Genomic DNA, 22,452 nt, shown 5'->3' on the forward strand with positions numbered 1-22,452 from the left:
GCCGGACCCGCCCTCCGCCGCCCGGCCGCGTTACGACCGCGCCGCCTCCGCCCCGCTCGAGGTCCGCACTCGCCGCGACACCGTGTCCCGCGAGAACAGGACGCCGCGGGACGCGCGGTGGTACAACGTTGTAGGTTGGGCGCACCCCCGAGCGGAGGAGGACCGATGGCGGTCACGTTGCACGACGTCGCGCGTGCGTCCGGAGTGTCGATCAAGACGGTCTCGAACGTCATCAACGACTATCCGCACATCCGTCCGGCCACGCGCGAGAAGGTCGAGGCCGCGATCGCGGAGCTCGGCTACAGCCCCAACCTCTCGGCGCGGAGCCTGCGCAGGGGCCGCACCGGAGTGATCGGCCTCGCGCTCCCCGAGCTCAGCCTCGCCTATTTCGCCGAGCTCGCCGACAGCGTGATGCGCGCCGCCGACCGCCGCGGGCTCACGGTGCTGATCGAGCAGACCGGAGCCGATCCCGCCCGCGAGCGCAGCGTCCTCAGCTCTCCGCGCCGCCAGCTGACGGACGGCCTCCTCTTCAGCCCGCTCGGCATCGACATGGCCGACGAGCCCGCCCTCGCCGTCGACTACCCGCTCGTCCTGCTCGGCGAGCGCATCTTCACCGAGCGCGTCGACCACGTCACGATGCAGAACGTCGAGGCGGCCCGCGCGGCGACGGAGCACCTGCTCGAGAGCGGCCGCCGGCGCATCGTCGCGCTCGGCGCGCACGCCGGCGAGGAGGTCGGCTCGGCCGTGCTCCGCACCCGCGGCTACGAGCAGGCGCTGGAGGCGGCGGGCGTGCCCTACGACGAACGGCTGATCGGCTACTCCGGCCCCTGGCACCGGGCCAACGGCGCGGTCGCGATGCGCGGCATCATCGAGTCGGGCGTCGACTTCGACGCCGTCTTCGCGTTCAACGACACCCTCGCGCTCGGCGCGATCCGCACCCTCCAGGACGCGGGCCGGCACGTGCCCGGCGACGTCGTGGTGATCGGCTTCGACGACATCGACGAGTCGCGCTACTCGGTCCCGAGCCTGTCCTCGATCGACCCGGGGCGGGAGGAGATCGCGCAGACCGCCGTCGACGTGCTGAAGGCGCGCATCGACGGCACCGAGACGGGTCCGCACCGACTGCGCACCGCGGCGTTCTCGGTGGTGGCGCGGGAATCGAGCGCTCCCGTCTGAGCGCTCAGCCGCAGTCGCAGATCTCGCGGCGGATCCACTCCCCCGCGTCGCCGACCGGCAGGCGTCCGCGCCGCAGCAGCCGACTCCACTCCACGGCCCGCCCGGTGAGCCGGTCGTCGGCGCTGCCCGCGGCGTCGCCGCCGACCGTGCGCAGGAGCAGGTGCGCGAGCGGACCGCCGAGGTGGAGCGTCGCTCCGGCCACGCCCGCGAAGTGGCGCGCCTGCCCGCGGGTGTCGTCGTCGTACGGCTCGGCGAAGCCGCGGCCGCGGATCCGGTTGCGTCCGCCGCTCAGCAGATCGAGTGGCCCGAGGAACCCGCCCCGGATGCCGGCGATGTCGCGCGCCACCGCGCGGATCAGGGCCCTGGGCGGCGGATCGGAGGCGGCGAGCGCCTCCACCCGGTCGGCGAGGAGGCGGCACGCGTCGATCGTTCCCACCCGCCCAGTCCAGCACGGCCGGCTGGGCGGACACCGCTCGGGCCGCTCGGCGAGCCGCTCTTGACAGCGCCGCGGCGACTCCGCATCATCGTCTCTACAACGTTGTCTCCATCGTTGTAGAAACGTCGGGGACACGCTGCAGAACCTCCCCGCTCCCGCGTGGAACCCTCCTCAGGCCGACGACGGCCGCATCCGAAAGGAAACGCAATGACGCGTCATTCGAAGAGACTGCTGGCTGCGGGGGTGGCCGTCGCGGCTTCCGCCGCTGCTCTCACGGGCTGCTCCGCCGGGAGCGACGCCGCCAACTGCGAGAACACGATCGTGAACGAGGACGCGAAGGTCGTCACGATGTGGGCCTGGTACCCCGAGTTCGAGGGCGTGGTCGACCTGTTCAACAACAGCCACGACGACGTCCAGATCTGCTGGAGCAACGCCGGCGCCGGCAACGACGAGTACACCAAGCTCACCACCGCCGTGCAGGCCGGCTCGGGCGCCCCCGACGTCGTCATGCTCGAGAGCGAGGTCGTGCAGAGCTACATCCCGCAGGACGCCCTCGTCGACCTGAACGAGTACGGCGCGTCCGACGTGCAGCAGAACTACTCCGAGGGCGCCTGGGCCGACGTCTCCAGCGGCGACGCCACCTACGCGATCCCGGTCGACGGCGGTCCCGTCGGCATGCTCTACCGCCAGGACATCCTCGACGAGTACGGCATCCCCGTCCCCACCACGTGGGAGGAGTACGCGGCCGCCGCGCAGGCGCTCAAGGACGCCGGCTCCAGCACCCTGATGACCGACTACGCGGGCAACGGCCGCGCGTACCAGCAGGCGCTCTTCGCGCAGGCCGGCTCCGTGCCCTACACCGTCGACGGCACCGACGTCACGGTCGACCTCGACGACGAGGCCAGCGCCAAGGTCATGAACTACTGGAACGACCTCGTCACCAAGGGCCTCGTCGGCACCGAGGACAGCTCGACCACCGACTACAACACCCACCTCGTCGACGGCACCTACGCCTCCGTGATCGCCGCCGCCTGGCTGCCCGGCTACCTGCAGGGCTTCGAGGGCGCGGACCCCGACGCCGTGTGGCGCGCCGCTCCGGTCCCCCAGTGGGAGGGCGAGGAGCCGACCCAGATCAACATCGGCGGATCCGCGTTCGCGGTGACCGAGCAGGCCGAGGACAAGGAGGCGGCGGCCCTCGTCGCCAAGGAGATCTTCGGCACCGAGGAGGCCTGGAAGATCGGCATCGAGAAGGGCGCGCTGTTCCCGCTCTGGAAGCCGATCCTCGAGTCCGACTACTTCGCGAACCTCGAGTACGACTTCTTCGGCGGTCAGCAGATCAACAAGGACGTCTTCCTCACCGCCGCGACCGAGTACCAGGGCTTCCAGGTCTCGCCGTTCCAGAACTTCGCCTACGACAAGCTCACCGAGGCCGTGAACGCGGTCAACAGCGGCGAGTCCAGCGTCGAGGACGCCCTCGCGACCTACCAGACCGCGGTCAGCGACTACGCCGCCGGTCAGGGCTACACGGTCGGTTGACGACCGGCGGCCGCCGTCCGCGAGGGCGGCGGCCGCCCCGTCCCGTCTCGAAGGAGCACCATGTCGAACCTCGTCGTCCCCGCGCCCGCCGCCACCGCCGAACGCCGCACGAAGAAGCCCCGCACCGGAGTCGTCGCCTCGCGCCGCGCCCGCTGGGGCTGGGTCTTCGTCGCCCCCTTCGGCGTCTTCCTCGTGGTCTTCCTGATCACGCCCCTGATCTACTCGTTCATCCTGAGCCTGCAGAACAAGACCGTCGCCACCGGCACCGAGTGGGTCTGGTTCGCGAACTACGCCAAGGCGTTCTCGGACCCCCTCTTCCTCGAGGGCGTCTGGCTCGTCGTCCGGTTCGCGTTCATCCTGATCCCGATCCAGATGCTGGTCTCGCTGATCGCCGCGCTGATGCTGGACGCGCTCACCTCGCGGTTCTCGCGCTTCGCCCGGCTGATGATCTTCGTGCCCTACGCGGTCCCGGCCGTCATCGGCGCGCTGATGTGGGGCTTCCTCTACAGCCCGTCGTTCGGCCCCGCCTCGGAGGTGTTCGGCTGGTTCGGACTCGACGCTCCGAACCTGCTCGGCAAGGAGTCGATCTTCGGCAGCCTCGTCAACGTCGTCACCTGGCAGTGGGCGGGCTACTACATGATCATCATCTACGCGGCACTGCAGGGCATCGACCCCGCCGTGTACGAGGCCGCCCGCCTCGACGGTGCGAGCGCGATCCAGACGGCGCTGCGGATCAAGATCCCGATGATCTCCTCCTCGATGGTGCTGATCCTCGTCTTCGCCCTCATCGGCACGCTCCAGTTCTTCACCGAGCCGCAGATCCTGCGCTCGCTGGCGTCCGGCTCGATCGACGCGTCCTACACGCCGAACATCTACGCCTACACGCTCGCCTTCTCCTACAACCAGTTCAACTACGCCTCCGCGATCTCGTTCGCGCTGGGCCTGGTGGTGTTCGTCGGGTCGTACCTGTTCCTGGCGGCCACGAAGAAGCGGAACGGACTCTCATGAGCACCCTCGAACTCGCCCCCAAGCGCGACCGCGTGCAGCGCCGCGACGACGCCGTCCGCGCCCGCAGCCGCCGCGGCGGACGCCAGCTGCTCCCCCACGTGATCCTGCTCGCCTTCGTCGTCTACTTCGCCCTGCCGTTCTGGTGGCTCGTGGTGGCGTCGACGAAGGACCAGGTCGGCCTCTTCTCCGGGACCGTCAGCCCGCTCTGGTTCGGCGACTCCTTCGAGTTCTTCACGAACATCGGCTCGCTGTTCACCTACTCGAACGGGCTCTACTGGAAGTGGCTCGGCAACTCGTTCCTCTACGCCTTCGTCGGCGGTCTCGGAGCGACGGTCCTGTCGGTGCTCGCGGGCTACGGCTTCGCGGCCTACGCGTTCAAGGGCCGCAACGCCTTCTTCTCGCTGGTCCTGGGCTCCGTGATGGTGCCGGCGACGGCCCTGGTCATCCCGCTCTTCGTCATGTTCAGCGCCGCGCAGCTCACCAACACCATGTGGGCGGTCATCCTGCCCTCGATGCTCAACCCGTTCGCGGTCTACCTCATGCGGGTCTACACGCAGGACGCGGTGCCGGAGGAGATGCTCGACGCCGCGCGGATGGACGGGGCGGGCGAGATCACGGTCTTCTTCCGCGTCGCCCTGCCGCTGCTGCGCCCCGCGCTCGTGACGGTGCTGCTGCTGTCGGTCGTGGGAACCTGGAACAACTACTTCCTCCCTCTCGTGATGCTCTCGAACTCGCAGCTCTTCCCCGTCACCGTGGGCCTGGGCACCTGGCAGACCCAGGCGTCGGTCAACACCGGCGGGCAGTCGCTGTGGAACCTCGTGATCGTCGGGGCCCTCATCTCGGTGATCCCGCTGATCGTCTCCTTCCTCACCCTGCAGAAGTACTGGCAGGGCGGGCTGTCCATCGGCTCGGTCAAGTGACCGGCCGCACCCGCGCACCACTCCCCTCCGGAACAGGAGGGGCCCGTCACCGCCTCAGAAAGGCCCTGTCATGACCGACGCTCCCCGCGCCGTCCCGTCCACCTCCTCGGCCCGGATCACCCTCGATCCCACCGCGGTCGTCGCCCCCGTGAATCCGCGGATCTTCGGCTCGTTCGTCGAGCACCTCGGACGCTGCGTCTACGACGGCATCTACGAGCCCGGGCACCCCACGGCGAACGAGGACGGCTTCCGCCTCGACGTGGTGGACCTGGTGAAGGAGCTGGGCAGCACGACCATCCGCTACCCCGGCGGCAACTTCGTCTCGGGCTACCGCTGGGAGGACGGCGTCGGCCCGCGCTCCGAGCGCCCCCGCCGCCGCGACCTGGCCTGGCACTCGCTCGAGACCAACGAGGTCGGACTCGACGAGTTCGCCCGCTGGGCCGAGCTCACCGGCAGCGAGATCATGTACGCGGTCAACCTCGGCACCCGCGGCGTCCTCGAGGCGCTCGACGTGCTCGAGTACGCCAACGGACCGGCCGGCACCGCCCTCGCCGACCAGCGCATCGCCAACGGCGGCACCGAGCCCTACGACATCCGCATGTGGTGCCTGGGCAACGAGATGGACGGCCCCTGGCAGGTCGGCCACATGAACGCGGAGGACTACGGCAAGCTCGCCTCCCGCACCGCCAAGGCGCTCAAGATCGCCGACCCGTCGCTCGAGCTCGTGGTCTGCGGCTCGTCCGGATCCGGCATGCCGACCTTCGGCGAGTGGGAGCGCGTGGTCCTCGAGCACACCTACGACGACGTCGAGTACGTCTCGTGCCACGCGTACTACCAGGAGTACGGCGGAGACCTGGGCTCGTTCCTGGCCTCCTCGCTCGACATGGAGTACTTCATCGCGACGGTCGTCGCGACCGCCGACCACGTGAAGTACAAGCTCAAGAAGACGAAGGACATCATGCTGTCCTTCGACGAGTGGAACATCTGGTACCTCGAGGAGTGGCAGGCCAAGGAGAAGGCCGACGCCGAGGGCGACCAGAGCACCCGCGAGTGGGCCTACGCCCCCCGCCTGCTCGAGGACGTCTACTCGGTCGCCGACGCGGTCGTGCTGGGCAACCTGATGATCACGCTGCTGAAGCACTCCGACCGCGTGACCTCGGCGTCGCTCGCGCAGCTGGTCAACGTGATCGCGCCGATCATGACCGAGCCGGGCGGAGCGGCGTGGCGCCAGACCACGTTCTTCCCGTTCTCGACGACCGCACGTCTCGCCTCCGGCACCGTGCTCAAGCCCCGGATCGAGGCGGGCACGTACTCCACCGCCCGCCACGGCGAGGCTCCGCTCGTCGACTCGGTCGCGACGCACGACGGCGACCGCTCGTCGGTGTTCCTCGTGAACCGCTCGCAGACGGAGTCGATCACGGTCACGGTCGACGTGTCGGGCCTGGGCGTCTCGAGCATCGCGGAGGCGGTCGCCCTCTTCGACGAGGACCCCTACGCGAAGAACACGAAGGACGACCAGGAGCGCGTGGGCCTGCGCGACGCGGTCGACGCCTCCCTCTCGGACGGCTCCCTCACGGTGACGCTGCCCCCGGTGTCCTGGACGGCGGTCGCGCTGACGGCGTAGCGCCGACTCCGAGCACACCTCCGGCTCGCAGGATCGCGTTCGGCTCGCGGGAATCGGTGATTCCTGCGAGCCGGACGACGTTCTGCGAGCCGGACGCGGTTCGGCCGCGCGTCACGCCGGCCACTGCACCGGCACCGGCAGCCGCCGCCGCTCCGGCGCCGCACCCCGGTCGGCCAGCCGCTCGATGAGCAGCTCGGCCGCCGCCCGCCCCAGCTGCTCGCCGTCGACGTCGACCGCGGGCACCCCGACCAGACCCAGCGCGTCGACGATCGAGCGCTCCGAGCTCACCACGAGCCCCTCCGGCACCCCGCCCGACGACAGCAGCGCGTACTGCACGCCGAGCCCGAGCGCGGTCGCGTACGGCACGACGGCCGTCGCTCCGGAGTCGCGCACCGATGCCGCGGCGCCCACTCCCGCCGCGAACGTAGCCGGGAAGGGACCCAGCACGGTCAGCTCCGCTCCCCCGCGCCGAGCCGCCTCGCGGACCGCCGCCGTGCGCTGACCGTCCTGCCACGACCCCTCCGGTCCGCCGATGTAGAGCACGCGCTCGTGCCCGTCGGCCGTGAAGCGCTCGACGAGCGCGCCGAAGGCCGAGGCGGTGTCGGCGACGACGGAGGCCATCCCGTCGACCTCCCGGTCGACCAGCACGGTCGGCTTGTGCGATCCCGCCGAGAGCAGCAGCTCGTCGCCGCCGCGCGGCGCGACCACGATGAAGCCGTCGACCTGGCGCGAGAGCCGGTCGAACGCTCCGAGCTCGCGCACCGCCTCGAGCGGATGCACGGCCACGGTGAGCTGGAGGCCGTCCTCGTCGGCGCGGCGCTGCGCCCCTCCGATGATCGGCGTGAAGAACGCGTTGTCGAGGGTCGGCACGACCAGCGCGACGACGCCGGTGCGGCCCCGGGCCAGCTGGCGGGCCGCCGAGTTGGGGATGAAGCCGAGCTTCGCCGCGGCGCTGAGCACCCGGGCGGCCGTCTCGGGCGAGACGACCTCGGGGCGGGAGAGCGTGCGCGACGCGGTCGCCTTCGAGACGCCTGCGAGGGCGGCGACGTCGGCGAGCGTGGCCATGCGTCCCCCCTCCGGCTCTCCCGTGATCATAGGGCCACGTCTGCAACCGCTCGCACCGACGACGTGCCCTGACTCGGGATCACGAAACACAGTGTTTACACGCGCGAATCGAAGCGGGTAGCGTCGCCGGTCTACTGTCGATGCAACCGGTTACATTCACCCTGCGGCCTTTCACGGCGCCGCCCGACGCGTCCGATCGGAGGTACTCGTGAGGTCGAGGACCGCTCCCCTCCTGCTCCTGCCCGGGCTGGGCTTCCTGCTGCTCTTCTTCGTCGTCCCCTCGCTGGTGATGCTGTTCGCCCCTCCCGGAACGGGGCCCGTCGAGGTGATCGCCCGGGTCGGCGAGATGCTCACCGACCCCTACGAGCTGCGCATCATCGGCCGCACGGTCGGCATCGGACTCGTGGTGACGCTGATCTGCGTCGTCCTGGGTTTCCCGATCGCCTACCTGCTGGCGCGCTCCTCGTCCCGCTGGTCCGGCGTCCTGCTGGCCCTCGCGATCTTCCCGCTCCTGCTCAGCAACGTCGTGCGCACCTTCGGCTGGCTCGTCGTGCTCGGCTCGAACGGCGCGATCGGCCAGCTGCTCGTGGGCCTGGGCGTCGTGTCCGAGGCCCCGCAGCTGCTCTACACGGAGCTCGCGATCGTGCTCGGCCTGACCCAGCTCTTCCTGCCGCTCGCGATCATCTCCTGCTACTCCGCCGTCTCGCAGGTCGACGCCGGCCTCGACGACGCCGCCCGCGGACTCGGCGCGAGCCCCACCCGCACCTTCTGGGACGTGGTGGTCCCGCTCTCGCTGCCCGGCGTCGTCGTCGCCGCGACGCTCGTCTTCGCCGGCTCCGTCACCGCGTACACCACGCCCTACCTGCTCGGCGGGTCGAGCCAGCGGATGCTGAGCACCCAGCTGTTCTCCTACTCCAGCGTCACGATCGACTGGGCCGGCGCCTCCGCCACCGCGATCGTCATGACGGTCCTGGTCTTCCTGGTCTCCGGGCTCTCCTCCCTCGTCGCCCGGAAGGGAGCCGTCTCATGAGGACCCGCCGCCCCGTCGCCGCGTCGCTCGCGGTCGCCGGCTACGTGATCATGATCGTGCCGATCCTGTTCGTCGTCGCCACGGCTTTCACCGCCGGATCCACGCTCCGCTTCCCGCCGGAGGGGCTCTCGTTCCGCTGGTTCGGCGAGGCGCTCTCGTACGACCCGTTCCTGGAGTCGCTGGCCACCAGCGCGCAGCTCGCCGTGCTCTCGACGGCGATCGCCCTGCTGATCGGCATCCCGGCGACCCTGGCGATCTACCGGGGCAGGATCCCCGGCCGCTCGCTGATCGAGGGGCTCTTCCTCTCGCCGCTGATCGTGCCCGAGCTCGTCGTCGGCCTGGCGCTGTTCCAGCAGCTCGTCGTCACGCTCGACATCGACAACGCGACCGTGCTGCTGATCGGCCACACGGCGCTCCTGCTCCCCTACGCCGTCCGCGTGACCGGCGCCTCGCTCGCCACCAGCGACCCGGCGCTCGAGGAGGCCGCCCGCGGCCTCGGGGCCGGACCGCTGCGCACCTTCTTCACCGTCACGCTCCCGATCCTGCGCCCCGGGGTCTTCTCGGCCGCGCTGCTCGGATTCGTGACCTCGTTCAACAACGTCCCGCTGTCGCTGCTCCTGCAGAGCCGCGACGCCAGGACCCTCCCCGTGAGGATGCTCGACTACGTCCAGCAGAGCTACGACCCCATGGTGGCGGCCACGTCCACCCTCATCCTCGCGGCGACCGTCGTCATCGCGATCATCGCCGAGCGCAGCGTCGGCTTCGCCCAGATCTTCGGAGGCATCAACCGATGAGCGCAGCAGCGGAATTCGTCGACGTCAGTCAGGTCTTCGGTGACTTCACCGCGGTCGACGGCATCGACCTGGCGATCCCGTCCGGGAAGCTGACCACCCTCCTCGGGCCCAGCGGATGCGGCAAGACCACGTCGCTGCGGATGCTCGCCGGGTACTCGACGCCGACCTCGGGCCGGATCCTGATCGACGGCGTCGACAGCACCCGGCTCGCTCCCGAGAAGCGCGGACTGGGCATGGTGTTCCAGTCGTACGCGCTGTTCCCGCACCTCAGCGTCGCCGACAACGTCGGCTACGGGCTGAAGCTGCGCGGTCTCGGACGCGCCGAGCGGGCTCAGCGGGTGACCGAGAGCCTCGAGATGGTCGGGCTCGCGCACCTCGCAGCGAGCCGACCGCGACGCCTCTCGGGCGGACAGCAGCAGCGCGTCGCCCTCGCCCGCGCCATCGCGATCCGCCCCCGGCTGCTGCTGCTCGACGAGCCGCTGTCGAACCTGGATGCGCGGCTCCGCGTGCAGATGCGCTCCGAGATCCGCCGCATCCAGTCCGAGACGGGGCTGACCGTCGTGCTGGTCACGCACGACCAGGACGAGGCGCTCGAGATGAGCGACGAGATGGTGCTCATGCGCGCCGGGCGCATCATGCAGCAGGGCGCACCGGCCGCGGTCTTCGGCGCTCCGGCGAACCGCTTCGTCGCCGACTTCCTCGGCTACGAGAACTTCCTCGGCCTCGCCGACGGCTCGCTCGTGACGGTGCGGCCGGAGCACCTCTCGGTGACGAGCGGGGCCGCCGCCCCCTCCGGCGCACTGTCGCTGGACGCGGTCGTCGTCGACGTCGCCTACCGCGGGGTCGACGTTCTGGTGACGGTCGAAGCGACGGATCCCGCCGGCGACCCGGTGCGGCTGGTGTCGGACGTGCGCGCCGACTCCGCCGCGCGCGTCGCGCCCGGGGACGCGGTGGTCGTGTCGGCCGCGGCGTCGCGGATCGTCGCACTGGCCCGCGACTGAACGCGGCGCCTGCTCCCGCGCTCTCCTCGTTCTCTCCGTCCTCCTCTTCCCCAGCAGCTCCCCCTCCGCAGCACCTCTCGAAAGGAACCGCCATGTCCCGCACCACACCCCGGCGCGCCGTCGCCCTCACCGCCGGTGCCGTCATCGGCGCCCTCGCCCTCGCCGGCTGCTCCGGCGGCTCCGGCTCCTCGGAGTCCGACGGCGCCTCCGAGACGCTCGTCGTCAGCACCTTCCCCTTCGGCGTCGAGCAGTTCCAGGAGGCTGTCATCGACCCCTTCACCGAGGCGACCGGCATCGAGGTCGAGGTCGAGACCGGCTCCAACTCCGACCGGCTCTCGCAGCTGCAGCTCGCGGGCGGCGACGACCCCGGCGTCGACGTGATGCTCATCAGCGACTACTACGCCGCACTCGGCCAGGAGGACGACCTCTTCGAGCAGGTCGACGCGGACGCCGTGCCCGCGATCGCGGACATCGCCGACTTCGCGAAGGAGGACGTCTACCTCGGCCCGGCCTACAGCTACCAGCTCAACGGCACGCTCTACTCCACCGACGCGTTCTCGGCCGAGCAGGCCGCCGACTGGGAGCTCTACGGCGACTCCGCGAACGCCGGGCGCGTCGCGCTGCCCGACATCTCGGTCACCGCGGGCCAGCTGATGATCAGCGGAGTCGCGGCCACCTACGGCGACGGCCCCTACGACATCGACACGGCGCTCGACACCCTGTCGGGCTGGGCGCCCGGCGTGCTGCAGTTCTACAGCTCCTCCACCGAGGTCACGAACCTGCTGACGCAGGGCGAGATCACCGCCGCCGACGCGCTGAGCGGCTTCGCCACCGACCTCGTCGCCTCGGGCGAGCCCATCGGCTGGACCCCTCCCGCGACCGGCCGCTACATGGCGACCAACCGCGCGATGATCCCCGCGGGCGCCGCGAACACCGACGCCGCCGAGCAGTTCATCGACTACCTGCTCTCGGTCGAGGCGCAGACCTCCTCCGCCGAGATCGTGGGTGACCTGCCCGTCAACCTCGCCGCGCAGGTCCCGGAGTCGATCACCGCCGTCGTCGGCGACATCGCCGCCGACCCCACGGCCGCCGGCTACGAGACCCTCGACCCGACCGAGCTCGTCCCCACCCGCTCGGAGTGGGTCGACCGCTTCGCCCGCGAGGTCACCGCCCAGTAGGCGGCCCGCCCGTGCGCGGCCGCCGCGCCGCGCACGGGCCCTCCACCCTGCACCGCCCGCACCACCCGGAGAGACCGCCATGAGCACCGAGACCGCCGCCCCGACCGCCGCCGCCGGCGCCGTCCCCGACGAGTGGATCCGCCGGATCCCCAAGGTCGACCTGCACTGCCACCTGATCGGGACCGTGCGTGCGAGCACGTTCGCCGAGCTCGCCCGCCGGGAGCGCCTCGCGCTGCCCGCCGACCCCGAGCGGATCTTCGCCGACATCAACTCCCTCCCGCCCGACCCCGCGCTCTACCACGACACTGTCGTGCCGGTGCCGCAGGGACGCTCGGCCGGCGAGCCCGAGGTCTCGTACTCGCTCTTCCAGGCGTCGGAGTGGGTGGTGCAGGTGCTCCGCTCCCCCGAGGACCTGACGCGGATCGTCTACGAGGCCTTCGAGGACGCGCACCACCGCAGCGGCACCCGTCATCTCGAGCTCTTCTTCGACGGCGTCCCCGAGCACCTGGCGGGCCTGGGCTACCGCGGCAGCGTCGAGGCGTACGCCGACGGCATCCGCGCGGCCGAGCGCGACTTCGGCATGACCGGGCGGATGATCGCCGGCATCGACCGCAGCCGCAGCGGCGAGGAGGCCCTCGCCCTCGTGCAGCAGGTCGTCGACTCCCCGCACGAGTACGTCGCCGGCATCGGCCTCGACAACCTCGAGACCGCCGGCCCGCCCGAGCGCTTCGCAGACGCGTACGCCCTGGCCGGACGAGCGGGCCTGGGCCGCACCGCGCACTCCTCCGAGCACGCCCCCACCGCCGCGAACACGATCACCTGCCTGGATCTGCTGGGCTGCGACCGCATCGACCACGGCTACTTCGTGCTCGAGGACCCGGCCGTCGTCGAGCGGATGCGCGAGGACGGAGTGGTCTTCACCGTCGCGTCGACCACCTCCCGCCGCTCCTGGCGCCCGTGGCGCCGCGCCTCCATCCGCGCCATGCTCGACGCCGGTCTGCGCGTCACCCCCTGCTCGGACGACCCGGGGATGTTCCCGACGACGCTCGCCGACGAGTACCGGATCGCCGCGGGGCCGATCGGAGCGACGCACGCGCAGCTGCGCGCGATGGCACTGACCGGGGTGGACGCGTCGTGGCTGCCCGCGGCCGAGAAGGCGCGGCTGCACGTGGCGGCCGCGGCGGAGCTCGATGCACTGGACGCGGAGTTCGGGCTGGGGCTCTAATCCCGGACGCGCCACCTCCGCGCCGAGAAGGCGAGGGAATGTCAGTGGTCGACGGTTCACTGCTCGCATGACGGAGATCGGTACGACGGAAGCGGTGCTCGCGGAGGTCCGCGAGCGCGGCGACCGCGCCGCCGCGCTCGCCCGCTCGGCTGCACCGCTCCACCTCGCCGCGGCCGAGGAGCTGTACGCGGGCTACCGCGCAGCTCTCGAGCACCCCGAGGCGTTCTCCCGAGGCCGGTCGCGCAGCGAGTCGAGCGATCTCGTGGAGCGCTCGATCCGAGCCGAGTTCGCGGTCGCCCTCAGGGTCTCGGAGGCGTCCGCCTCGCGCTCACTGGAGCAGGCGCAGCTGCTCGTCGAGGATCTGCCGATGACCAGGGCCGCGCTGGCCGGAGCGCGCATCCTCTGGGAGTCGGGCCGCATCGTCTGCGCCGTCGCCGACACGCTGCCCGTCGCCTCGCGAGCCGCGTTCGACGAGCGCGCAGCCCGTCTCGCCGTCTCCCTGACCCCCACCCAGCTGCGGCGAGCCCTGGCGCGACTCCGGGAGGAGCTGCACGAGCAGCCCCTCGCCGAGCGCCACCGGCGAGCCCGTGAGGACCGGGCCGTGTGGATCACGCCGGAGATCGACGGCATGGCGACCCTGTCCGCGCTCCTCCCCGCTCCCACCGCGATCGGAGCGTTGGCCCGCCTCGACCGGCTCGCGCGGACCCTCCGCGAGGGCCGCGCCGGCGCCGGTGAGCACGGCGACCAGCGCCGCGACGAGCCGTGCGACGACCGCACCCTCGCGCAACTGCGCGCCGACGCCCTCGCCGACCTGCTGTGCGACGGGGACGTGTCGGGCACCTCGCCCGGCGAGCCCGGTGCACCCACGTTCGTCCCCGGGGTGCGCGCCGAGATCCGCCTGACCCTCCCCGCCACGACCGCCGCCGGTCTCGACGACTCCCCCGCAGACCTCGACGGCTACGGCCCCGTGCCGGCCGATGTCGCCCGGGAGCTGGTCGCCGGCGGCGCCTCCTTCACTCGCGTCGCGACCGATCCCGGTGCCGGCACCGTCGTCTCCGTCGGCCGCACGCTGCGCGTCCCACCCCCGGGGATGCGCCTCCACCTGCAGCTGCGCGACCAGACCTGCCGCTTCCCGGGCTGCACCCGTCCCGCGTCGCGCACCGAGGCCGACCACGCCGTCGAGTGGCGCCATGGCGGCGAGACCGCCCTCCGCAACCTCGCCTCCCTCTGCGTCGCCCACCACCACGTCCGCCACGGCGACCGCTGGACCTACGTCCTCCACCCCGACGGCACCGCCGACTGGACCACCCCCACCGGACGCCGTGTCACGACCCGCCCGGGCCCGGTCCCCGGCGCCCCGCCGGGCTCGGACCCGCGGTTCGCCGACCCGCCGCCACCCTTGTGAGCAGGCGACCGCGGAAACCCGCGTCGCGTCGCGCCCATCGATCGAATGTGAACCAGGGTGCGTGGGCACCCGCGGCTCCCGGCGACGGCGGGTCGCGATACGCCGCTTCCGGCGCCTACTCGACCAGCAGGCCTGCGTATCGCCGCGCGCGAAGCACATCCCTCCCCGGAGAACGGGACCACCTCGCCGAGCCGACCACGCGACGCCACGGGGCGATCCGTGTGCGAGCGGATCGCGTAGCGGAACGCACTCCGCTCTGCCGACCGCGCCCGACTCGAACAGCCGACCGCGCGCCGATCGACGAGGACCTCGTCGAATCGGACTCAGTCCAGCAGCAGCGCCGGCTCCTCCAGCACGCTCGCCACGTCGGCCACGAAGCGGCTCACCACGTCGCCGTCGACAACGCGGTGGTCGAACGATCCGCCGACCGTGGTCACGTAGCGGGGACGGACCTCGCCGTCGACGACCCACGGCTTCTGCTTGATCGTGCCCAGCGCGATGATCGCGACCTCGCCGGGGTTCAGGATCGGAGTGCCCGTGTCCATCCCGAAGACGCCGATGTTGGTGATCGTGATGGTGCCGTTCTGCATGTCGGCGGGCGCCGTCTTGCCGTCGCGGGCGTCGAGCGTGAGCTTCTCGAGGGCCTGGGCCAGCTCGAGCAGGCTCATCGACTGGGCGTCCTTCACGTTCGGCACGATCAGTCCGCGGGGGGTGGCCGCGGCGATGCCGAGGTTGACGTAGTGGCGCACGATGATCTCGGAGTCGGTCCACGCCGAGTTGACGGTCGGGTTCCTCCGGACCGCCCAGATGATGGCCTTCGCCATGATCAGCAGCGGCGACACCTTGGTGCCGGCGAAGTCGGGCGAGTTCTTCAGGCGCTTGACGAACTCCATGCTGCGCGTGGCGTCGACGTCGACGAAGACGCTGACGTGCGGCGCGGTGAAGGCGCTCTGCGACATCGCGGCGGCGATGGCCTTGCGGACGCCGCGCACCGGGATCCGCTCCTCGCGGGAGTCGGCCCAGGCGGGGGTCTGGATGTTGCGGAAGACGCTGGCCTGCGAGGCGTGGCGGATGACGTCGTCGCGGGTGACCTCGCCGGCGAGGCCGGTGGCCTGCACCTCGAGGAGGTCGACGTCGAGGTCCTTCGCGAGCTTGCGGATGGGCGGCTTCGCGATGACGGGGAGCGCGGCCGCGGCGGGGACCGACGTCGGGCGCGGCGGCGCGGCCGGGCGCGCGGGGGCCGCGGCGGCCGGAGCGCCCTGCGGTCGGCGGCGACGGGTGGCGACGTGGCCGCCCGCGGTGCCGTAGCCGACGAGCGCGGCGCCCGATCCCTCTCCGGGCTCGGTCGTCGACGGGGCGGGCGGAGCCGCCTGCGCCGGGTGGGCGGGGATCGCGGGGATCTCGGACCCGAGGGTGCCGGCTCCCGCCTGCACGGTGATGATCGGGGTGCCGACGTCGACCGTCTGGCCCTCGTCGACGAGGACGTCGACGACGGTGCCGCTGAACGGGGACGGCAGCTCGACCAGGGACTTCGCGGTCTCGATCTCGACGAGGACCTGGTTGACGGCGACCTCGTCGCCGACCTTGACCTTCCAGGCCACGATCTCGGCCTCGGTGAGGCCCTCGCCGACATCGGGGAGGAGGAACTGCTCTGTCATCGTCGGGATCTGCTTTCTGACGCTGGAGGGACGCGGACGCGTCGGGTGGGACGCGGACGCGTCAGTACGCGAGGGAGCGGTCGACGGCCTCGAGCACGCGGTCGACGTCGGGGAGGAAGATCTTCTCGACCTTGGCGGGTGGGAACGGGGTGTCGAAGCCGGCGACCCGCAGCACGGGCGCCTCGAGCGAGTAGAAGGCGCGCTCGGTGACGGTCGCCGCGATCTCGGAGCCGAGGCTCACGTTCGCGGACGCCTCCTGGGCGACGACGAGGCGGCCGGTCCGGCGCACCGACTCGAGCAGCGGCTCCCAGTCGATCGGCGAGAGCGAGCGGAGGTCGACGACCTCGATGCTCGTCCCCTCCTCGCCCGCGAGCTCGGCGGCCTGGAGCAGCACCGACACCATCGGGCCCCAGCCGACGACGGTCACCTCGGTGCCCGGTCGCACGACGCGGGAGGCGTGCAGCGGAACGGCGGAGGCGCGCAGGTCGACGTCGCCCTTGGGCCAGTAGCGGCTCTTGGGCTCGAAGAACATCACCGGGTCGTCCGAGGCGATGGCCTCCTGGATCATCCAGTAGGCGTCGTTGGGCGTGGACGGGCTCACCGCGCGCAGACCGGCGGTGTGCGCGAAGTACGCCTCGTTGCTCTCCTGGTGGTGCTCGACCGCTCCGATGTGTCCGCCGTACGGCACGCGAATCACGACGGGCATGCTCAGCTGCCCCTCGTGCCGGTTGGTCATCTTGGCCAGCTGCGAGGTGATCTGGTCGAAGGCCGGGTAGATGAAGCCGTCGAACTGGATCTCGCAGACGGGCCGGAAGCCGCGCATGGCGAGTCCGATCGCGGTCCCGACGATGCCGGACTCGGCGAGCGGGGTGTCGAGGACGCGCTGCGGTCCGAACTCGGCGTGCAGTCCCTCGGTGATGCGGAAGACGCCGCCGAGGGGGCCGATGTCCTCGCCCATCAGCAGGACGCGGTCGTTCTCGGTCATCGCGCGGCGGAGGCCGGCGTTGAGCGCCTTGGCCATGGACATCGACTGGAGCTGCTCCTCGGAGAGGTGCGGCTGGGCAGCCGTGGTGCTGGTGTCGATCGTCATCGCGGGTCGCCTCCGAACGAGTCCTCGTAGCGCTGCAGCCACGCCTTCTGCTCGGCCACCTGCGGATGCGGTTCCGAGTACACGTGGTCGAAGATCACGTCGACCGGCGGCGCCTCCAGCTCGAGCAGCCGGCGGCGGATGTCGGACGCGTAGTCCTCCGCCTCCGCGTCGACCTCGTCGAAGAAGGACTGCTCCACTCCCTCGGTGCGCAGGTACGCGGCGAAGCGCGTGAGCGGGTCCTTCGCGATCCACGAGGCGAGCTCGTCGTCGGTGCGGTACTTCGTCGGGTCGTCGCTCGAGGTGTGCGCGCCGATGCGGTAGGTGAGCGCCTCGATGAACTGGGGTCCGCCGCCCGAGCGGGCGTCCTGGAGGTGCTTCGCGGTGACGGCGTAGCTCGCGAGCACGTCGTTGCCGTCGATCTGCACGCCGGGGATCCCGAAGCCGGAGGAGCGGAGGTAGAGCGGGCTGCGCGACTGCGTCGCCACGGGCACCGAGATCGCGTAGTGGTTGTTCTGCAGGAAGAAGACCTGGGGCGTCTGGTAGCTCGCGGCGAAGACCATCGCCTCGCTGACGTCGCCCTGGCTCGAGGCGCCGTCGCCGAAGTAGACGACGACCGCCGCGTCCTTCTCGGGGTCGCCGGTGCCGGTCGCCCCGTCGAAGGTCAGCCCCATCGCGTAACCGGTGGAGTGCAGCGCCTGCGAGCCGAGCACGAGCGTGTAGAGGTGGAAGTTGCCGTTCGCCGGATCGGTGGGATCCCAGCCGCCGTGCGTGGTGCCGCGCAGCAGAGCGAGGACGTTCAGCAGGTCGATGCCGCGGATCTTGCCGACGACGTGCTCGCGGTAGGAGGGGAACACGTGGTCCTGCGGGCGCATCGCGAAGGCCGAGCCGACCTGCGCCGCCTCCTGGCCGTGGCTGGGCACCCAGAGCCCGAGCTGACCCTGCCGCTGGAGGTTCGCGGCCTCCTTGTCGAAGCGCCGGACCACCGCCATCTCGCGATAGAAGGAGCGGTGCTGCTCCTCGCCGATCCCGTCGAGGAAGGAGGCGTACTGCTCTGCCGCGGGGGTCGGGGCGAAGCGCCCGTCCGCGGTGAGGAACTGGACCGTCGGCGACTCCGTGCTGGTGACTACCACCCGACTAACCTATCCGCCTCGCGGGATGCCCCTGCGGGAGGGACCCCACAATCTCGGCCGCCGCCGAGAGGAGCTTGTCGACAGACTCCTCCTCGCCGATCGAGACCCGGATGCCCTCCGGCGGGAACGCCCGGACGACGACGCCGGCCCGCTCGAAGACGCTCGCGGCCCACTCCGTCTGCTCGCGCGTGTCGAACCAGAGGAAGTTGGCCTGCGAGTCGGGCAGCGTCCAGCCCGCCTCCCGGAGCGACTGCTGCACGCGGTCGCGGAGCGCGACGATGCGGTGCACGCGCTCGAGCAGCTCCTCGCGGTGTCGGAGGGACGCGACGGCGGCGGTCTCGGCGAACCGGGTCACCGAGAGCGGGATCGCGGTCGACCGCGCCGCGTCGAGGATCCGGGGGTGGCCGATCGCGTAGCCGACGCGCAGTCCCGCGAGCCCGTAGGCCTTGGAGAAGGTGCGGGCGATCACCAGGTTGGGGTACCGGCCGAGCAGCGCCGTGCCGTCGACGGCGCGCTCGTCGTCGACGAACTCGGCGTACGCCTCGTCGAGGAGGACGAGGACGTCGCTCGGGACCCGCTCGAGGAACGCCTCGACGTCGTCGGCGGTCGCGATCGTGCCGGTGGGGTTGTTGGGGCTGCAGACGATCACCAGGCGGGTGCGCTCGGTGATCGCCAGCGCCATCGCGTCGAGGTCGTGCGTGTCGTCGGCGCGCAGCGGGACGCGCACGCTCGTCGCTCCGGCGGTGGTGACGAGGGAGGGGTACGCCTCGAACGAGCGCCAGGCGTAGACGACCTCGTCGCCCGCTCCGGCCGCCGCACTGATGAGCTGCGCGATGACGGCGACGGATCCGGCCCCGACGATCACCTCGTCGAGACCGACGCCGTACTCCTCGGCGAGCGCCGTCCGCAGGGCGGTCGCCGCCGCATCGGGGTAGCGGTTGAAGTCGCTCACCGCGTGCACTTCGTGCAGGACGGAGGGCAGCGGATCGAACGGATTCTCGTTCGAGGACAGCTTGAACGCGTCGGCGGCCGCCGCTCGACCCTGGCGGTAGGCCGGGAGGGCGAGGATCTCGGGGCGGAGGCGGACGGGAGGGGCCGACGGGTCTGTCACCCGCCCATGGTAGGCGGCAGGGGGGACACACACCCCCTGGCCCGCGGCAAGCTCCCTTCTTCGGGGGCCGATCGAGGCCCTGTCCCCCGATAAGGTGCCGTCATGCGGAGTCGACGGCGAACCGAGCGGTGCCCTGGTGCGCACCGGGAGCCTCACCGCGTCGTCGCCGCCGTCTCGGCGGGCCTGCTGACCCTCGCGCTCGTCGCCTGCACCCCGAAGGAGGACGCGGCCGGTCCCCCTCCGACGCCCCGCGAGACGTCGATCGAGGTGACCGCTCCGGCCGAGTTCACCGCGGCGAAGGAGCGGGCGCTGAGCGTCCGCGACGACGTGCTCGCCCTGCTCGCGGCCACCGACCGCTCGGTCGAGGGCAGCGCCAGGGGCGACCTCCTCGCCTCCGTCCCCGCTCTCACCGCCGCCCTCGCCGGCGTCTCGACCGAGGAGCTGACGGCCGCGGCCGATGCCGCCGTCGACGCCGAGCTCGTCGTCGCGGATCGCGTGCTGGGCCTCGGTGCCGGCACCCTCGCCTCCGGCTCCGGGTCCAGCGCCCGCCGAGCCGCACTGCGCACCGCGATGGGCGAGCTCGAGGCGGCCGTCGCCGCCCGCGGCGGTCTGGCCGCTCCCGCCCGCGCCGTGCTGGACGCGCGGGACCCGCTGATCCCGCCTCCCGGCAGCGGAGTCCCGCCGCGCGCCACGCAGGCACCCCAGCCGCCCGCGGCCACTCCCCCACCCGCGCAGCCCACCCCGGAGCCGACTCCGACCGAGCCGCCCGTCGAGCCGCAGCCGACGGCGCCCCCCGCGCAGCCGGAGCCGCCGCCGCAGCCCCCGGCGCAGCCGGAACCGCCGGAGCAGCCCGAGCCCACTCCGACCCGGCAGCCGCCGATCGATCCGATCCCCGACTGCGGCAGCGACCCCTCGCTCTGCCCGCCCGTCCCCTCGCCGTCGATCGACGACCCCCGCTGACCCACCGGCTCTCGCGGGCGGCCCCGCGGACCGGGATAGTGGAGGCATGCGCAGACTCCTCCTCGGCCTCCTGACCAACGCCGTCGCGATCTGGCTCACCACGCTCGTGGTGGCGGGGGTGCGCGTCGCTCCGTACGAGGAGGGGGCCACCGCCGCCGTCCTCACGTACCTCCTCGTGGCGGTGATCTTCGGAGTCGTGAACGCCGTCGTCGGCGGCGTGATCCGCGTGGTCGCGTTCCCGCTGTACCTGCTGACGCTCGGGCTGATCTCGTTCCTCGTCAACGGGGCGCTCCTGCTCCTGACCGCCTGGGTCAGCGGCCTGTTCGGGTTCGGACTCGAGGTGGACGGCTTCTGGTGGGGCGTGCTCGGCGCCCTCGTGCTCGCGATCGTCAACTGGTTCATCGGGCTCCTCGTGCGCCCGTTCCTGCGGAGCCGCGAGAGCTGACCGGCACCGTCGTCAGGCGGACGCCGACCCGGGAGTCGGGTGCCGAGCGCCACAGGGCGAAGAGCCCCGCACCGGCGACCGCCAGGCGCGGGTCGCTGTCGAGGGTCTGCGCGGTCGCGATGTAGGAGTGGAGTGCGTGCGCGGGCACGGCGCCCTCCTGCAGCGTCGCGACGGGATCGGACCCCCGCTCCACGCGGACGACGCCCGGCTCCAGCGCGCTGGTCCGCCCGAATCCGGCGAGGGCCGGCACCAGGTCGTCCGAGTGCTCGACCGACACGGTCCGGGTGCCGTCGGGCAGATCCAGACCCCGGATCGGGCTGCCGAACGCGACGACGTCGTGCACGTCGTACCGCCCCGACTGCGCGACGCGCGCCGCGATCAGCCCGCCCTGCGAGTGCGCGACGATCGTGACGGGCGCTCCCGGAGGCACGCCCGCCGCCTCCATCGCGGCCAGCGTCCCCTGCACCGAGGTCCCGGCGCTCCCGCTCATCGCCTGCAGGTTCGCGGCGGCCCCGAAAGCCTGCGCGGGATCCCCGCTCCAGTCGGTCGTCCCCGAGACGGCGACGAGCCACTCCGATCCGTAGCGCTCGATCACGACCTGCGGCCCGTCCGGGTCGCTCGGCGGGACCCGCCCCGCGAGCTCGCCCCAGCCGCGCGGCGGGGCGGCGGCCGATCCGAAGGGCGGCGCAGGAGGATCCGCCCGCTCGAGACGGAGCCGCCGCTCACCCGGCGGGGGCACCGCGCCCAGCAGCGTCCCGAGCACGACGAGCACCCCCGACGCCGAGCCGACGCCGGTGCCGATCACCCGCTCGTCAGGCGGGGCGCCGAGTGCGGCCGCGATCGGCGGCGGCAGCAGCAGTACTCCGATCTCGGTCCCCAGCCCGATCGTCGAGATCAGCGCGCGGATCCCCTCGAGCACCAGCGGATCGCCCAGCAGCGCCCGCACCAGCTCGTCGCGCTCCTGCTCGAGCGCGGCCCGGTCGCCGCCCGCGAGCAGCGCCGCTCCGACACCGTGCACCGCCTCCGTCGTCGCGCGCACGAGCGCCGCAGCGTCCGCGAGCGCGGTCGGTGCGCGGTGCCCGAGCGACTCCTCCGCCCGTCGCGCGAAGGCGACCACCGCGACGACGGGAGCGGAGCCGGGTCGCAGCGGCGGCGGCTCCTCCGCCCGCTCGTACGCGGCAGCGGCGCTCGCCAGAGCCGCCCGCAGCACGTCCGCCTCCTGGGCGAGCACGCGCAGCCGCGCGCCGAGGAGGCCGAGCTCGCCCGAGCGCTCCGGCGAGGTGAGCGCGACGGCCGGCGCCGCCGCGTCGACCTCGGCCGCGCACTCGGTGAGACCCGCCCCGAGCACGCTCAGCATCCGCTTCCGCTCGTCGAGCTCGAGCGTCTCGACCCGCGCGGTCACCGCACGCCCTCCGCGAGCATCGCCGCGCTCGCCTCGAGGACCGCGAGATCGCCCAGGATCCGGGCCGCCCGCTCCGCGAAGCCCCTCGCCGCCGCGTCCTCCCAGTCGGCGTCGGGGACGAGCCCCGCCGCCTCCGCCCGCAGCTCGCCCACCCTCTCCGCGAGGACGCGGAGCTGCGGCCCCGCCCCGTGCGCCGTGTGCTCGATCACCGTGCTCGCCTCCGTCATCGGGCCCCCGCGGAGCCAGCATCGCCACACG

At 72.2% G+C, this 22,452-nt stretch carries 21 protein-coding genes; 13 read left to right on the top strand and 8 right to left on the bottom strand.

Annotation, left to right across the window (positions count from 1 at the left end; genetic code table 11):
- Nucleotides 1–165: 165 nt before the first annotated feature.
- Nucleotides 166–1,176: a LacI family DNA-binding transcriptional regulator gene (locus LRG51_RS08980; protein WP_055785998.1), complete on the top strand. Its 1,011-nt coding sequence runs from the start codon at nt 166–168 to the stop codon at nt 1,174–1,176.
- Nucleotides 1,177–1,180: 4 nt separating this feature from the next.
- Here LRG51_RS08980 and LRG51_RS08985 read toward each other — a convergent pair whose 3' ends face one another.
- Entirely contained in the window at nt 1,181–1,612 is a 432-nt protein-coding gene (locus tag LRG51_RS08985) for a hypothetical protein (RefSeq protein ID WP_230672299.1), read from the bottom strand.
- 207 nt (nt 1,613–1,819) lie between these two features.
- On the opposite strand from LRG51_RS08985, the gene LRG51_RS08990 reads away from it, so the two are divergent.
- The 4 genes from LRG51_RS08990 (at nt 1,820) to arfA (ending at nt 6,700) form a co-directional block, all read left to right on the top strand.
- On the top strand, nt 1,820–3,148 hold the full coding sequence (locus tag LRG51_RS08990; RefSeq protein WP_230672301.1) for an ABC transporter substrate-binding protein: 1,329 nt from the start codon (nt 1,820–1,822) through the stop codon (nt 3,146–3,148).
- Nucleotides 3,149–3,208: 60 nt separating this feature from the next.
- Nucleotides 3,209–4,156 carry a carbohydrate ABC transporter permease gene (locus LRG51_RS08995; RefSeq protein ID WP_055785988.1) on the top strand — a complete coding sequence of 316 codons (948 nt, stop codon included), beginning with the start codon at nt 3,209–3,211 and terminating at the stop codon, nt 4,154–4,156.
- Nucleotides 4,153–5,076, top strand: a complete 924-nt coding sequence (locus LRG51_RS09000; RefSeq protein ID WP_082480940.1) for a carbohydrate ABC transporter permease — start codon at nt 4,153–4,155, stop codon at nt 5,074–5,076. Before LRG51_RS08995 ends, LRG51_RS09000 begins: the two co-directional genes overlap by 4 nt.
- Nucleotides 5,077–5,146: 70 nt before the next feature.
- Complete coding sequence (gene arfA, locus LRG51_RS09005) at nt 5,147–6,700, top strand: arabinosylfuranosidase ArfA (protein WP_230672303.1); 1,554 nt, start codon at nt 5,147–5,149, stop codon at nt 6,698–6,700.
- Nucleotides 6,701–6,811: 111 nt separating this feature from the next.
- Here the strand turns inward: arfA and LRG51_RS09010 are convergent, their stop codons facing one another.
- Nucleotides 6,812–7,765 (bottom strand): LacI family DNA-binding transcriptional regulator, encoded by a 954-nt coding sequence (locus LRG51_RS09010; RefSeq protein WP_230672305.1) that lies wholly within the window; start codon nt 7,763–7,765, stop codon nt 6,812–6,814.
- Nucleotides 7,766–7,973: 208 nt separating this feature from the next.
- On the opposite strand from LRG51_RS09010, the gene LRG51_RS09015 reads away from it, so the two are divergent.
- The 6 genes from LRG51_RS09015 to LRG51_RS09040 all read left to right on the top strand — a co-directional run bounded on the left by LRG51_RS09015 (nt 7,974) and on the right by LRG51_RS09040 (nt 14,398).
- Nucleotides 7,974–8,795 (top strand): ABC transporter permease, encoded by an 822-nt coding sequence (locus LRG51_RS09015; RefSeq protein WP_082480939.1) that lies wholly within the window; start codon nt 7,974–7,976, stop codon nt 8,793–8,795.
- Entirely contained in the window at nt 8,792–9,589 is a 798-nt protein-coding gene (locus LRG51_RS09020) for an ABC transporter permease (RefSeq protein WP_230672307.1), read from the top strand. The genes LRG51_RS09015 and LRG51_RS09020 overlap by 4 nt, the downstream gene beginning before the upstream one ends.
- Nucleotides 9,586–10,590 (top strand): ABC transporter ATP-binding protein, encoded by a 1,005-nt coding sequence (locus tag LRG51_RS09025; protein ID WP_230672309.1) that lies wholly within the window; start codon nt 9,586–9,588, stop codon nt 10,588–10,590. Before LRG51_RS09020 ends, LRG51_RS09025 begins: the two co-directional genes overlap by 4 nt.
- Before the next feature lie 92 nt (nt 10,591–10,682).
- Nucleotides 10,683–11,768 (top strand): extracellular solute-binding protein, encoded by a 1,086-nt coding sequence (locus tag LRG51_RS09030; RefSeq protein WP_230672311.1) that lies wholly within the window; start codon nt 10,683–10,685, stop codon nt 11,766–11,768.
- Between the two features lie 79 nt (nt 11,769–11,847).
- On the top strand, nt 11,848–12,993 hold the full coding sequence (locus LRG51_RS09035) for an adenosine deaminase family protein (RefSeq protein ID WP_230672313.1): 1,146 nt from the start codon (nt 11,848–11,850) through the stop codon (nt 12,991–12,993).
- A gap of 67 nt (nt 12,994–13,060) precedes the next feature.
- Entirely contained in the window at nt 13,061–14,398 is a 1,338-nt protein-coding gene (locus LRG51_RS09040) for an HNH endonuclease signature motif containing protein (protein WP_230672315.1), read from the top strand.
- Between the two features lie 323 nt (nt 14,399–14,721).
- On the opposite strand, the gene LRG51_RS09045 is transcribed toward LRG51_RS09040, so the two are convergent.
- The 4 genes from LRG51_RS09045 to hisC all read right to left on the bottom strand — a co-directional run bounded on the left by LRG51_RS09045 (nt 14,722) and on the right by hisC (nt 19,387).
- Nucleotides 14,722–16,056 carry a dihydrolipoamide acetyltransferase family protein gene (locus LRG51_RS09045; RefSeq protein ID WP_055785965.1) on the bottom strand — a complete coding sequence of 445 codons (1,335 nt, stop codon included), beginning with the start codon at nt 16,054–16,056 and terminating at the stop codon, nt 14,722–14,724.
- Nucleotides 16,057–16,117: 61 nt separating this feature from the next.
- A complete protein-coding gene (locus LRG51_RS09050; protein ID WP_372488142.1) occupies nt 16,118–17,083 on the bottom strand; it encodes an alpha-ketoacid dehydrogenase subunit beta in 966 nt (321 codons plus the stop codon).
- A gap of 59 nt (nt 17,084–17,142) precedes the next feature.
- Nucleotides 17,143–18,276 carry a thiamine pyrophosphate-dependent dehydrogenase E1 component subunit alpha gene (locus tag LRG51_RS09055; RefSeq protein WP_230672317.1) on the bottom strand — a complete coding sequence of 378 codons (1,134 nt, stop codon included), beginning with the start codon at nt 18,274–18,276 and terminating at the stop codon, nt 17,143–17,145.
- A gap of 4 nt (nt 18,277–18,280) precedes the next feature.
- Nucleotides 18,281–19,387: a histidinol-phosphate transaminase gene (hisC, locus tag LRG51_RS09060; protein ID WP_230672319.1), complete on the bottom strand. Its 1,107-nt coding sequence runs from the start codon at nt 19,385–19,387 to the stop codon at nt 18,281–18,283.
- 102 nt (nt 19,388–19,489) lie between these two features.
- On the opposite strand from hisC, the gene LRG51_RS09065 reads away from it, so the two are divergent.
- Complete coding sequence (locus LRG51_RS09065) at nt 19,490–20,347, top strand: hypothetical protein (RefSeq protein WP_230672320.1); 858 nt, start codon at nt 19,490–19,492, stop codon at nt 20,345–20,347.
- A gap of 46 nt (nt 20,348–20,393) precedes the next feature.
- Nucleotides 20,394–20,792, top strand: a complete 399-nt coding sequence (locus LRG51_RS09070; protein WP_055785948.1) for a phage holin family protein — start codon at nt 20,394–20,396, stop codon at nt 20,790–20,792.
- Here the strand turns inward: LRG51_RS09070 and LRG51_RS09075 are convergent.
- A complete protein-coding gene (locus tag LRG51_RS09075; protein WP_230672322.1) occupies nt 20,746–22,194 on the bottom strand; it encodes an alpha/beta hydrolase in 1,449 nt (482 codons plus the stop codon). The genes LRG51_RS09070 and LRG51_RS09075 overlap by 47 nt on opposite strands.
- Nucleotides 22,191–22,421: a hypothetical protein gene (locus LRG51_RS09080; RefSeq protein WP_230672324.1), complete on the bottom strand. Its 231-nt coding sequence runs from the start codon at nt 22,419–22,421 to the stop codon at nt 22,191–22,193. Before LRG51_RS09080 ends, LRG51_RS09075 begins: the two co-directional genes overlap by 4 nt.
- Nucleotides 22,422–22,452 lie beyond the last annotated feature (31 nt).

Source organism: Rathayibacter sp. Leaf248, assembly GCF_920939495.1.
Classification (GTDB): domain Bacteria; phylum Actinomycetota; class Actinomycetes; order Actinomycetales; family Microbacteriaceae; genus Rathayibacter; species Rathayibacter caricis.